The organism is Modicisalibacter muralis (assembly GCF_900102945.1).
GTDB lineage: Bacteria > Pseudomonadota > Gammaproteobacteria > Pseudomonadales > Halomonadaceae > Modicisalibacter > Modicisalibacter muralis.
In genome coordinates this window covers 567686-580781 of the sequence record NZ_FNGI01000001.1, presented here as the reverse complement: position 1 = coordinate 580781, position 13096 = coordinate 567686, and the positions used below count along the sequence as shown (strand labels likewise).

At 60.1% G+C, this 13096-nt stretch carries 14 protein-coding genes; 2 read left to right on the top strand and 12 right to left on the bottom strand.

What is annotated here, in order from left to right:
• Positions 1-58: 58 nt before the first annotated feature.
• From BLR92_RS20060 to fliD, 12 genes are all read right to left on the bottom strand, one after another.
• Positions 59-1765, bottom strand: a complete 1707-nt coding sequence (locus tag BLR92_RS20060) for a methyl-accepting chemotaxis protein (protein WP_089725251.1) — start codon at positions 1763-1765, stop codon at positions 59-61.
• A 238-nt stretch (positions 1766-2003) separates the two neighbouring features.
• On the bottom strand, positions 2004-2519 hold the full coding sequence (locus BLR92_RS02770) for a chemotaxis protein CheW (RefSeq protein WP_089725249.1): 516 nt from the start codon (positions 2517-2519) through the stop codon (positions 2004-2006).
• Positions 2516-4660, bottom strand: coding sequence for a chemotaxis protein CheA (cheA, locus tag BLR92_RS02765; protein WP_089725248.1), 2145 nt, complete (start codon positions 4658-4660; stop codon positions 2516-2518). The genes BLR92_RS02770 and cheA overlap by 4 nt, the downstream gene beginning before the upstream one ends.
• Positions 4661-4663: 3 nt before the next feature.
• Positions 4664-5626, bottom strand: a complete 963-nt coding sequence (gene motB / locus BLR92_RS02760) for a flagellar motor protein MotB (protein WP_089725246.1) — start codon at positions 5624-5626, stop codon at positions 4664-4666.
• Entirely contained in the window at positions 5623-6495 is an 873-nt protein-coding gene (gene motA, locus BLR92_RS02755) for a flagellar motor stator protein MotA (RefSeq protein WP_089725244.1), read from the bottom strand. Before motA ends, motB begins: the two co-directional genes overlap by 4 nt.
• A 93-nt stretch (positions 6496-6588) precedes the next feature.
• Positions 6589-7203: a flagellar transcriptional regulator FlhC gene (flhC, locus tag BLR92_RS02750; RefSeq protein ID WP_089725242.1), complete on the bottom strand. Its 615-nt coding sequence runs from the start codon at positions 7201-7203 to the stop codon at positions 6589-6591.
• 3 nt (positions 7204-7206) lie between these two features.
• The gene (flhD, locus tag BLR92_RS02745; protein ID WP_089725240.1) at positions 7207-7545 is read right to left on the bottom strand and encodes a flagellar transcriptional regulator FlhD; all 339 of its coding nucleotides are present in this window, start codon (positions 7543-7545) and stop codon (positions 7207-7209) included.
• A gap of 374 nt (positions 7546-7919) precedes the next feature.
• Positions 7920-8219: an EscU/YscU/HrcU family type III secretion system export apparatus switch protein gene (locus BLR92_RS02740; RefSeq protein ID WP_089725238.1), complete on the bottom strand. Its 300-nt coding sequence runs from the start codon at positions 8217-8219 to the stop codon at positions 7920-7922.
• Positions 8216-9469 carry a flagellar hook-length control protein FliK gene (gene fliK / locus BLR92_RS02735; RefSeq protein WP_089725236.1) on the bottom strand — a complete coding sequence of 418 codons (1254 nt, stop codon included), beginning with the start codon at positions 9467-9469 and terminating at the stop codon, positions 8216-8218. The genes BLR92_RS02740 and fliK overlap by 4 nt, the downstream gene beginning before the upstream one ends.
• Positions 9466-9858: a flagellar protein FliT gene (gene fliT / locus BLR92_RS02730; protein ID WP_089725234.1), complete on the bottom strand. Its 393-nt coding sequence runs from the start codon at positions 9856-9858 to the stop codon at positions 9466-9468. Before fliT ends, fliK begins: the two co-directional genes overlap by 4 nt.
• Positions 9859-9863: 5 nt before the next feature.
• Positions 9864-10259 carry a flagellar export chaperone FliS gene (gene fliS, locus BLR92_RS02725; RefSeq protein WP_175488698.1) on the bottom strand — a complete coding sequence of 132 codons (396 nt, stop codon included), beginning with the start codon at positions 10257-10259 and terminating at the stop codon, positions 9864-9866.
• 13 nt (positions 10260-10272) lie between these two features.
• A complete protein-coding gene (gene fliD / locus BLR92_RS02720; RefSeq protein WP_089725232.1) occupies positions 10273-11667 on the bottom strand; it encodes a flagellar filament capping protein FliD in 1395 nt (464 codons plus the stop codon).
• Positions 11668-11887: 220 nt separating this feature from the next.
• Here fliD and BLR92_RS02715 point away from each other — a divergent pair, with 220 nt between their 5' ends.
• Together BLR92_RS02715 and BLR92_RS02710 are read left to right on the top strand one after the other, a co-directional pair.
• Positions 11888-12391, top strand: a complete 504-nt coding sequence (locus BLR92_RS02715; RefSeq protein ID WP_089725230.1) for a hypothetical protein — start codon at positions 11888-11890, stop codon at positions 12389-12391.
• Positions 12392-12450: 59 nt separating this feature from the next.
• The gene (locus BLR92_RS02710; protein WP_245703939.1) at positions 12451-13071 is read left to right on the top strand and encodes a CBS domain-containing protein; all 621 of its coding nucleotides are present in this window, start codon (positions 12451-12453) and stop codon (positions 13069-13071) included.
• The last annotated feature ends 25 nt before the right edge of the window (positions 13072-13096 follow it).

The following is a 13096-nucleotide window of genomic DNA, read 5'->3' as shown; positions in this document are numbered from 1 at the left end:
GGTTTCCCTGCTTGTCTTTGACCCGGCATGGCGCCGTTATGTTTTTTAGAACTACCGCCTAAAAAGTTTCCCACTCGAGATCGCGACTCTCGTCTTTTTCCACGCTCTGGCTAGCGGCCGTTTTCGCGGCGGGGAGCGCTCGGGAAGATTGAGTCGCCAGTGGCTTGCCAATCGCCAACGGCTGGGCAGCGTCGCGAGAGCCACCGACACTACCGGCGAGTTTGAACAACGCGACCGATTCACGCAGTGCACTGGCCTCACGCTCCAGGGCATTGGCTGCCGAGGAGGCCTCCTGAACCAGTCGCGCATTCTGCTGCGTGACCTGATCCATCTCGGTGATCGCCAGATTGACCTGGCCGATGCCGTTACTCTGCTCCTGGGAAGCCGCAGCGATCTCATCCATGATGTCGTTGACTCGCTGCACCGCGGAGACGATATCGCCCATGGTGCTACCGGCCTGATCGACCAATTGCGAGCCGGCGTCCACGCGCTCGACCGACGCTTCGATCAACCCACGAATCTGTTTGGCAGCATCCGCGCTGCGGCTGGCCAGGTTGCGTACTTCGCTTGCGACCACCGCGAAGCCGCGCCCCTGCTCACCGGCACGAGCGGCCTCCACCGAGGCATTGAGCGCGAGGATATTGGTCTGGAAAGCGATCGAATCGATCACGTCGATGATGTCGACGACTTTATGCGAGCGGGTGCTGATCTCGCGCATGGTATCGACGACCTGGTTGACCACCGAGCCGCCGCGTTCGGCGGTCTGCGAGGCGCTCTGCGCCAGTTGGCTGGCCTGACGGGCATTATCGGCATTCTGGCTGACCGTGGAGGTCAGTTGCTCCATGCTCGACGCGGTTTCTTCCAACGAAGCCGCCTGTTGTTCGGTACGCGACGATAGATCGCTGTTGCCATGGGCAATGCTCTGCGAGCCGGTATGAATGGCCTGGCTGCCGTCGCGAACCTTGCCAACGGTACGCGAGAGGCTCTCCTGCATGCGTGCCAACGCAGCGAACAGCTTGCCGATTTCGTTGTTGCCGCGCCGCTCGATGCGTGCCGACAGGTCGCCTTCGGCCATTTTCTCGAAATGGCCGACGATCCGGTCCAGCGGTCGCAGCACATTGACGGTGATGCCCCACAGCACGAACAGAATCATGGCGAGCGAGATGACCACAGCGGCGCCGATGGCGGCCTTCAATGACAACGCCATGGACTGGAAATCGTCGTACAGGGCGCGTCCGTCGTTTTCGGCGGTCACGAAAAAGTCGACCGCGCTGGTATAGAAAGCGCTGTTGAGCTCCTCGATGCGTTGCGCGCGATCGCTGAAGCCGCTCAGATCACCCTCCACCATTCCCGCCACCTGGGGCGCCAGGCCTTCGTCGACCAATTGCTGAAAATCGGCTTTCACCTCGGCTACCAGGGCCTCATGCTGGGGCTGCACGGGAATTTCCAGGAACCCGGCAAAGGTGGCGCGAAGCCCATCGAGGCGCTGTTTCAGTTCATCGTGCTCGGCCTCCCCGAAGACAGCCCCGGTCATGATCTTCGAGTATTCATTCTGGAGCGTCAGGCGCAGTTCCAAGAGTTGCGTATTGGCGCGGTTGAGCGTCGATTGCTGCTCGACATTGACCTGATTGAGCGTACCCAGCGCCTGCTGGCTGTAGTTCACGGCGTAACCGCCCAACGCCCCCACTCCAAGCACCAACGCGGTAAACACCGACAATACGAGCATCCAACTCGCCTTTACCGACATGTTATTGAATCGCTTCATATTGTCCCCTACGTGACTGCGTCATATTGGGTGCTTGTCGGCGGGTGCCAGCCACCTTGTGCACATTGTTATTCGTTATGGATACTATCGGCAGGACTGCTGACTTTCTTGATGGACCGAAACCGTTAATTGTGATTCAGGACTGCTTTTCTGTGTCACCAGGTAACGCTCCAACCGATAGCGCATGTTTGTCGGCACACCCTGCAAGGGTGTACCGACACGCGGTGCTTCAGCGAGGTCAGGAAGCGCTATGCTCGACCAGCGCCATCTCCTCGCTGGTCAGCAGCTTGTCGATATCGACGATCACCAGCATGCGATCGTCGAGACTACCCAAACCGCTAAGATAATCGGACGACAAGGTGACGCCGAACTCCGGGGCCGGTTTGACCTGATCGGGGGACAGCGTCATCACGTCGGAGACCCCGTCGACCACGATGCCAACGATACGCTCGCCAACGTTGACCACGATCACCACGGTCTGGCCGCCGTATTCGACCTTGTCGAGGTGGAACTTGATGCGCAGGTCGACGATCGGCACGATCACGCCGCGCAGGTTGGTCACGCCCTTGATGAAGTCGGGGGCGTTGGCAATCCGCGTGACGTTCTCGTAACCACGAATTTCCTGAACCTTGAGAATATCGACGGCATACTCTTCGCTACCCAACGAGAACACCAGAAACTCGCGGCTGTGCGCGTCGAGGGTGGTGGAGTTGGCCTGCTGGACTTGAGCATTGGCCTGGGACACGGCAGTCATGACGGAAGCACCTCCTGAGCGGGCTTGTTAGGTGAAAGCTGGGATTGGCGCGAGGATTTGCGCCGGCTAAGACGATGCAGATCGGCGATATCGAGAATCAGCGCGACGCTGCCATCGCCGAGAATCGTGGCCGCGGAGATGCCGGCAACCTTGCGATAATTGGTTTCGAGATTCTTGACCACGACCTGCTGCTGACCGACGAGATCGTCGACCACCAGCGCGTAGCGGCGGCCTTCGCCCTGCACGATGACCACGATCGATTCGGTAATCTCGGTGCGCGCGCCCTGGACGTCGAGCGCCTGGTGCAGCGCAATCACCGGCAGGTACTCGTCGCGCACCTTGAGCAGTTGATCGTCGCCGGCCATCGAGTAGAGATCGTCACGGGTCGGCTGCAACGACTCGAGCACCGCGCCGAGCGGCAGGATGAACATTTCCTCGCCGACCTTGATCGACATGCCGTCGAGGATCGCCAGCGTCAACGGCAGCACGATGCGGGTCGTGGTGCCTTGACCTTCGCGCGACAGGATTTCGACATGTCCGCCCATCGCCTGGATGTTGCGCTTGACGACATCCATGCCGACACCGCGCCCGGACACGTCGCTGACCTGCTCGGCGGTGGAAAAGCCCGGCGCGAATATCAATTGCCAGACATCGTCGTCGCTCATGTTCTCGGAAACCGCCAAGCCGTTGGCCTCGGCCTTGGCCAGCAGCTTCTTGCGGTTGAGACCGGCACCGTCATCGATCACTTCGATGAGGATATTGCCGCCCTGGTGCTGTGCCGATAGCGTCAGCCGGCCACTGCGCGGCTTGCCGACGGCCTCGCGGGCATCCGGCGATTCGATGCCGTGGTCGAGGCTGTTGCGCACCAAGTGAGTCAACGGATCGATGATGCGCTCGATCAGGCTTTTGTCGAGTTCGGTGGACTTGCCCTCGGTGACCAGCTCCACGTCCTTGTCGAGCTTGGCGGCCAGGTCGCGCACCAGGCGCGGGAAGCGGCTGAATACGTAATCCATCGGCATCATGCGGATCGACATGACCGCTTCCTGCAGATCGCGTGCGTTGCGCTGAAGCAGGTTAAGGCCGTTATGCAGCGAGCTGTGCGTCACGCCATCGAATCCGCTGGCGGTCTGGTCGAGCATCGATTGGGTAATTATCAACTCGCCGACCAGATTGATGATCTGGTCGACCTTGTCGACCGGTACTCGCAAGCTGGACTCGCCGCCCTTGCTCTTGCCGCCCTGGGTCTGCGCAGGAGCATTGGCCGCCTTCGGCTTGGCCTTGTCGACACGCGCTGGCGATTCCACGACCGCCGGCGGCTGGGCGGGTTCCTCGCTGGCAGACTCGGACGCGGCCGTCGGTGACGCATCGCTTACGGCATCGTTTTGCCCAACTGCCGGCGCGGCGCTGCCTGGCGCGGCCCGGACCTCCAGTTGCTCGGGCTCTACGATGAAGCACATCACCGCCTCGATGTCGTCGCTACTCACACCCGTTTCCAGAATGACTTCGTAGCGCTGAACGTCACCGCCCTGCTTGAGTACGCTGCCCAACTGCTGGAGTTCCTCGACCAGCAGTTCGCGATCCTTGTCGCTGACGCCCAACAGCGCCACGCACAGCGTATTTGCGCCGGTATCCGGGGTATCCGTATCGGCCGATAGCGCGGTTTCAGCCGGTTCTTCGACAAGCGGCTCGGGTACCGGCTCGGGATCGAACGCTGCCGGCTGGGCCCCGGGTGTGGCGCCATCCACCGATTCGCCCAGTTCGTCCAAGGCCAGTTGCTTCAGCGTCTGACAGATACGCTCGAAGGCTTCAGGGTCGGGCTCGACGCTGTTGCGATAGGCATTGAGCTGGTCGTGCAGCATGTCCTTGGCTTCCAGGAAAGTGTCGACGATATCGCGGCGCAGGGTCAGCTCGCCGCGACGCGTATGGTCGAGCAGGTTTTCGAGAATATGGGTGGTTTCCTGCAACACGAGGAAGCCAAAGGTGCCGGCGCCGCCCTTGATGGAATGCGCAGCGCGAAAGATCGCATTAAGCTGTTCGGGGTCGGGCTCGTCGACATCCAGTTCCAGCAGGAGACGCTCCATGTCGCCCAGGAGCTCCTCGGCCTCCTCGAAGAAGGTCTCATAGAAATCCGTGATATCCATGCGCTATTCCACTCGGGTCTCAAGGGGCATTGAACGCGGCGGAGTCGCCGGCAATGCGGTATTCGATAATGCGGCGGAGTTCACCGGATCGGCTTGCTCGGCTTGTGCGATGACGTTCTCTACCTGCGTCCAGCTCGCGCCGCTCTGGTTCTCGATGGCCGCCGCGGCACGCTTGTCGAGCACGACGATACTGATGCGACGATTGATGGCATTGCGCGGGTCGGTCTCGTCCAGCGGCACCCGCGACCCCATGCCCGCCACGCGCAACAGTTTGTTGGGATCGAGACCGCCGGCGACCAATTCGCGACGCGAGGCATTGGCGCGATCGGTCGACAACTCCCAGTTGCTATAGCCTTGCTCGCCACCGAAATAGGGCAGGCTGTCGGTGTGGCCACTCAGGCTGATGCGATTGGGCAATTCGTTGAGTACCGGCGCAATGGCATTCAGGATGTCATGCATGTAGGGAGCCACACGATCGCTACCCAACTCGAACATCGGCCGCCGCTCGGTATCGACGATCTGGATGCGCAGGCCCTCCTGGGTCAGTTCCATGCGCAGTTGCGAACGCAAGTCGCGCAGCTTGGGATTTTTGTCGATCACCGTCTCGATGCGCTGCTCCAGGTTGAGCAGGCGACGCTGCTCGTCGCTGGGGCGAGTCTGCATGCGCTCATCGATACGCTTGCGCTCGCCATCGGCATGCATCGGATCGGGGCCACCGCCGGGAATAGCGCTGGTGCTCGCGGTATTCTTGTCACCACCGGCCATGGCTACCGGCAATGGCGTGCGAAAATACTCGGCGATGCTCTTGAGCTCGTCCTCACTCGCCGTTGAGAGAATCCACAACACCAGAAACAGCGCCATCAACGCCGTCATGAAGTCGGCATAGGCAATCTTCCAGTTACCGCCATGATGCCGATTGCGCGCGGCCTTCTTGCGCTTGATGACGATAGGACGGTTGTCGCTCATGGCCCCCCCGCCGAACTCTTGGTCGAACGAACGTGCTCCTCGAGCTCGGTGAACGTCGGCCGCTCCGCGGTAAACAACGCCTTACGCCCAAACTCCACCGCCAACTGCGGGGCATAGCCATTGAGACTGGCCATCAGCGTGACGCGAATGCACTGCAGCATCTTCACCGCCTCGGCCACCTGATGATGGATGCGTGCCGCCACCGGGTTGACGAAGCCGTAGGCCAGCAGAATGCCGAGGAAGGTACCGACCAGCGCATGAGCGATCAGAATACCCATCTCGGCGGGGCCTTGGTCCGCCGAGCCGAGCGCGTGCACCACGCCCATCACCGCGGCAACGATACCGAAGGCCGGCAGGCCATCACCGACCGCATGCAGCGCATGCGCTGGCACTTCGGCTTCATGCTGGAAGGTTTCGATCTCGTGCTCCATCAGCGCATCGATTTCGAAGGGGTCCATGTTGCCACTGACCATCAGCCGCAGGTAATCGGTCAGAAAGGCCATGATCATCGGATCGGAGAGCAACTTGGGATAGTCGGCGAACAGCGCACTGTTCTCGGGGTCGTCGATGTCACGCTCGATCGCTAGCATGCCATCGCGCCGCGCCTTGGAAAGCAACTTGTACTGCAGCGCCATCAGCTCCATGTACATCGCTTTGTTGTACTTGGTGGTGCGCTTGAGCTTGGAAAACGTGCGCAGTGTCGCCTTGATGGCCTTACCGTTGTTGGATGCCACGAATGCACCAACCGCCGCCCCGGCAATCATGACGATTTCAGCGGGCTGGTAAAGCGCACCAAGATGACCGCCAATTAGCATGTAACCGCCGAAAACCGACGCCACAACGATGAAATAGCCAATAATAATGAGCACGCGCTGATTTCCTTCGCCTGAAAAGATTGGGGCCTCTAACCTATTATCGGCAGAGGCCCCATTCGCTTGAGGATGTTTAGCAAATTCAGCGGGTCAGGCGCGTAGTCTCGGGGCCACCGGCATCGCGTCAGCGGTCATCGGGTGCACGGACTCAACCAGTTTGGCTCGGGCTTCGTTCAGGGCTGCCTCGCGACGCTTGCGGGTTTTGCCAGCGCGTGATGGCGGCTGGCAGATACCACAAACGAAATCATGCGACGGTGTGTGGGCATGGGCCACGAACTGACCGCTGCAATGCGTGCATTTGTTGAGTTCGAGCATGTCGCTTTCAAAGAAGCGCACCAGCGTCCAGGCACGGGTCAGACCCAGAACCGGCTCGACACCCTCCAGCGCCAATTGCTCAAGGTAAAGGCGAAAGGCGCGCACGAAGGCCCCCATTCGCTCGCAACCGTGATCTTCCAACATACGCTGATAGATGTTGAAAAACAGTGACGAGTGGATGTTAGGCAGCCACGTGATAAACCAGTCGGTGGAAAATGGCAGCATGCCCTTGGGCGGCGACATGCCACGCACTTCCTTGTACAGCTTGATCAATCGCGCACGACTAAGATCGGTTTCTGTCTCGAGCACCTGCAGACGGGCACCGAGCTCAATCAGCTCGATAGCCATCTGCACCTGGTGCATCTCGTCGACCAGGCTCTTTACGGCCATGACTCACCTCCCCGCCGAAGTAGCGGTGAACTGAGTCACGGTCGGCACCGACGCCATCAGAAGCGCCGCGTGCGTCTGACCGAGACCTTGATCGCGAGGATCGTGGATCAGCTTGACCAGCTGCTCAGGGTCGTCGAAGCACAAGCGGCACAGCAACTGATTGGTGCGCGAAAGCTGGCCCAACTGCTTGACCGAAAGCGATGCCAGTAGATCGGCCATCGATTCAGTCAGCTTCAGGCGGAACATCGCTGTCGCGCGGTCTTCGTTCAGCAGACGCTGAACCAGCAATAGATACGAGAGGTTGGTATCCTGGATATCACCCAGGAGGCTATCTACATGCATTGTCATGATATTTCCCTGCGTTTGCGTTTTTTTATGATGGCTCTAATGGCCGTTTCTTCGATGGCTCTTTATGGCCATTTCCAATGGCTCTTCGGCCACCGGGTTATTTGAGCCTTGGCCGACTGGCGACGGGCTTCTAGTAATTTATAATAGCCTTATTTTGAGACGTTTTTATGACGAAGATCAACATCTGTTTCATAAAAAGGCATGCTTTTGTATGAAAAAAAATTCCATCCTTGACACGACTTGGCCAAGTCATTGTCGCTTATGAAAAATTTTTAGAAGAAGTGCGGAGAAGACAGGAGAGCAAGAGGCAGAAAAATGAACGAGGACACCGGAAAAAGACGTGAGAAATCGCTATAGTAAACCTTGCTTCAACGAAAAGGATCCGCGGATCGGGCGGCATTGGTGTCCAACTCGTGCACCCATGCCAACAATTCGGCAATGACCTGATATAGGGTTGGCGGAATGTGGGCATCGAGGTCGACCTGCATCAGCAAGCCCACCAGCTCCGGCGCATCGTGTATGAAAACCCCCTGGCGCTGCGCTTCACCGACGATGCGCTCAGCCAGTTCTCCATAACCCTTGGCGAGCACCGTAGGCGCCTTGTCGCCATCCCGGTAGGCTAACGCCACGGCTTGACGCCTGGCTCCCTTACGCGATGGGCCCTTCATGGTTCATTCTCCCACGGCTCGTCATCGCGCACTGGCAACACGCTGACGCGCACGTCGTCCAGACCGCAGCGTCGCAGACGACTCACCAGATCTTCGCGCCCCGCTTCGAGCACGGCCAGACATTCTTCATTGCCGCTTTGCAGCGTCAGGTTGACCGAAGCATTGCGCAGATGCATCTGTACGTCTAGCTCGCCTAGCTTGGGTAAACGCAAGCTGAGTTGACTGTGCCAGACCGGATCGTCATCGCCTTCCTTGCGCTCTTCCTCGCCATGCCAGTCGCGCTCATCGAGCACCTCGGGAAGCTGCAGGCTCAGTGCCATGAAAAGCCCCGACCAGATATCGCCTTCCCAGCGCAACGTCGGCGTCACCAGCAATTCGAGCTGATGACGAATAATCCCCTGCAGCGTGTCGTCGATGGCCTCGAGGGCAGGCAGACGCAACGTCGTTTCGCCGGCCTCAAAGGCTGGTGGAGTCGTTGACATACCTTGCCCCGAGGAGGCACTGGGATGAACCGGTGTGGTAGCTGACGCGGGCAACGCCGCGTTGCCCTGGGCCGACGTGGCTCGGCCTGAAATGGGGTTGCCTAGCGCCCCGGCGTTATCGCCCGATGCCTTGGGGTTAAGAGAGCTAAGAGAGTTGAGAGGATTGAAATGCTCGCCGCCCCTGCCACGCGCGCCCGGCACGAGCCCCGCCAGGTCGACGTTACCCGGCCCGGTCTTGCCGCCGGGAAGCGGTTGTAGAGATTGGAATCGCCACATCTGCGGTTCGCGTTCGAGCGCCGCTCTGGACATTTCGCCCCGGTACCAGCGCGCGAGGTGCGACTCATAAAACAACCCGCTGGATTCAATGCTGTGCTGCAAGCGCGCCGCCAGCAATGGAGGGTTGTTCGGTACGTCACTCTGGAGAAGAGGCACGGGAGACTGAATGACCGAGGGCGGCGCGGGAAATTTGACCAGAATGTCGGCTATGGTAAGCGCAGCCGAACTGAAATGCGTGGTGGTCGACGTCGGGGTAAAAACCGGGGGCGTTGGCAACGCTTGGCGCGCCGCCGGCTCACCGACTCCAAGCCGGGAGTTGGCAACACCGGCACGCCCCGCATCGAGTTGGGAATCGCCCTGAACCGCCCGCGGCGCGACACCCGGCGTCAGCGGTTTGACCGGCTCGAGAAGCTCGCGAGGCGGCGGGGTATCGACACGCTTGCCGAGAACCTGATGTAGCAGCGTATCGAGAATCGGCGTGATGCCGCTCACCGACGCCCTTGGTCGATGGGTACGGGTTGAGCCCCCGATGCACGGTAGGCGCGATTGACATCGCGACGGCGGCGGGTACTACCCAGCAATTCGCTCAACTCGTCACGCCTGGCCTCCAGGCGCTGACGAACCTCGGCGTCCTGCTCGAGAATGCATTCGAGCAGATCGGCCTTGTGCATGAGCCCATCCTGATCGAGCTGGCACCCCTGTTCGCGGCGCTTGAGATCCTCGACCGCCATGACGTAGCTCGACTCTTCCTGGACCAAATGGGCCCAATCGCCCTCGCGCGCCCAGCCCAACATACGCGCCGAACGTTGTCGCAGTCGTTCGTAACCGGCTAGAACGTCCGCTGACGATGCGGTTTCCGCCGCCTCTCTTTTCGCTGGCATAGCATTTAACTCCTTGCCTGCACAGCGATCTCACGCCAGGCAGAGCCGATATCCTCGAGCAACCGCGCAGCTTCGTCCAAGCGTTGCTCATCATTGTGCAGATTAGCCTGTAGCAGCAGGCGTACCACGTAATCATAGAGCGAACCCAGGCGCTCCGCGATCTCGCCGCCACGCTCACGATCCAGCCCCGCGGCCAAGCCGTTATTGACGATGTCGATCGCCTTGGAAATGGATTTGCCCTTTTCCATGATGTTGCCTTGTTGCATATGCAAGCGAGCCGCGCGCAGTGCCGCCTGGGCCCCATCGAACAACATCACGATCAGTTGGTGAGGGCTCGCCGACATGACGCCGGTTTCGACCCCCACACGCGCATAGGCGCTGGCGCCACGCATTGCATTCATGGTCAGACTCCCGTTATCCACGTCCCAATTGGGCGTTCATGGCATCGAACTGCTGCGACAGATAACTCATGGTGGAATTCATCTGCGCGACCAGCATGTCCATCTCGGCGAACTGCACGCGATAGCGCTCGACGGTGACGCCGATGCTCTCCTCGACGCGCGCATAGCGTTCGTCGAGCGATTCGATGGTGGTTTCGAGGCCACTGGTGGTAGTGCTCAACAGACCGCCTTCCTCGAGCATGCCGGTCAAGGTGGTATCCAGCCGATCCGCTAGGCCTTCACCCTCGGCGCCGCCGCTAAAGAAGGCGCTCAGGCTATCGAGATCGTCATTGACGAGCTCTTCGAGACGCTCCTCGTCGAGCTCCAACGTGCCGTCGAGCGTCAACTCGACGCCGATCTCGGACAGCATGTTCAGGCTGCCCTCCTGGACGCTGCCACCCATCACGGCACGTAGCTGGGACTCCACGCTACTCATGGTATTGTTGCCCAGCAGCACGCCAGAGGCGGCATCCGGGCCATTGAAGGCGGTCAACTCATCCATGGTCTTCTGCAACGAGTTGTAGGTGTCGACGAAGGCCTTGATGTCATCGCTGATCTGTTCGGTATCGCGCGACACCGTGAGGATTTCCGGCGACCCCGTCTCGGTAAGCTCATTCAGGTTGAGGGTGACGTCCTGCAAGGCACCCTCGACGCGGTTCGATTCGCTGACGATATCGATCCCATTGACGGTAAGCTCGGCATTCTGCGCCGTCACCGTCTCGGTCATGGTGCCGGTACCATCGGCATTGTGCGTCAGCAAGTCGCTCAACTGCGTGTTACCGGTCGCGTTGACCGTCATCGTCGAGGCTTCGCCGGTCTTGTCGGAAGTCAGCACCAGCCGATAGGGTGTACCGCTGCCGTCGTTGATGATCGACGCGGTGACGCCGCCGTTCTCGGCGTTGATCGCATCGCGAATCGCCTCGAGCGAGCTGTCTTCATCGGCGATGGCGATATCCAACGTCTGTGCCTCGCCCCCGGTGCCCACGGTAATCGTCAGATTACCGGCACCGAGTTGGGCCTCTTGATCGGCAACGCCGTTCGACGCCAGCGACTGAGCACGGGCGAGTTGAGTGATCTCGATTTCGTAGCGACCGGGCACGGCATCGGTGCCGGAGCTGACGGTGAAGCTCTCTCCGGAAACCGTGCTGGACACAGCCTGAAAACCATCGACACTGGCCAGCTTGGCCGCGGCTTCCTTGAAGGCATCCAGCGCCGACTCGAGCTTACCGAAAGCCGAAATCTTGGCCTCGTAGCTTTTCTGCTGTGAAACGATCGGGATCAGCTGCTTACGCTCGGCGGTTTCGAGTTGATCGAGAAGACCGTTGAGATCCAGCCCCGAGCCGATACCCAGTGATGAGATGCTCGCCATGATAATCCTCTGAAGTCTGCGCCCTTTTTACCAGCTCACAGCGCGTTCGGCGCCACGAATAAGCCCGCAATAGGCAGTCAATTCGAAGTATCGGCAAAAACCGGCGGGACTTTAGGCCTATCCGTCACGACCGGCCGAGCCGGCCTCGACTGGTCATGCGTTATCAGGTAGGCCATCATAGAGCCCTGTTCAACAAGCCTATATCGAAAAGGATATCGTCATGGATTCGAGCGCGCTTTTCGCCGATTATCACCGCTGGCAGCGGTTCCAGCGCCAGGATCAGCTGGGGCGAGAACACGCTGCCGCAGTGCGCAAGCTTGCCGAGTCAGGCGCCATGGCGACCCGCGTTACCGAGGGGTACCGCAGCATGGTCGACAAGGGTGCCAAGGAGGGAGCCTGCTATCGTACGCTATTCTTGCGCAGCCGCGACAATGGCGAAACGCTGGCCTGCGAGGCCTGGATGTTCGTGCGCCGTGTGCTCACCGAAGGCGGCACCACGCGGATACGCGCCACCATGCTGGAAAGTTTCACACTCGAGGACGGTGTCATCGAGCCAGGGGCGAAGGCCGCCAGCAAAGTCACGCTGGAGATTTACGACGAAATCCTGGTCAAACGCAGCATGACGCTGGGCTGTCGCATCGACCGTCATGACGACGATCGCGACACACGCTTCATTACTTTTCTGGATAGCGTGCGCGGCGATCTGACCCGGCACCTGAAGTAAACGGCGCCCCACCAGGCCTTATAAAGAACTCCAACGACTTGTCGCAAGGAGCTTGGATTATGGTTACGCCAACGCTGAACCACACCGGCATGTCCCAGGCACTGCGTCTGGAACCCCTGACTCCGCATATCGAAATGCGTCAGCCCCCGGCGGTGCCGCATCTCGATGCCGAGAGCTCGGCGCGGGCGTTGCTTACCGACTTCACCCAGTCGGCGGCGCATACCGTCAGCGACTCGAGCCTGATCGCTCAAGCGCTGGATATCATGAAACAGGGCGGAGTCAGGCTGCTTTTCGTGCTCGACAGAGAAGAGCGCTTCACTGGCGTAATCACGGCCCGGGACCTGATTGGCGGTCGACGCATCACGCTGGCCATGCAGCACCACCAGGTCATGCGCGAGGACGTTACCGTCAGGATGGTGCAAACGCCGCGTGATGAACTGCATGCCCTGCCCCTCAAACAACTGGAACGCGCAACGATCGGCGCACTGGTCAATGCCTTGCGGACCTTCGGCGATCAGCACCTCTTGATCACCGAGGCCAACGAACACGGACAGCAGTGTCTGCGCGGGATGGTTTCGGCATCGGATGTCGGTCGCGCGTTGAACATCGACCTGCAACACCCGCCCGAGGCCCGCAGCTTTGCGTCGATCTGCAAGGTGATTCTCGGTCATGAACTGTAAGGCATCCCGACAGCGAGGAGACAGT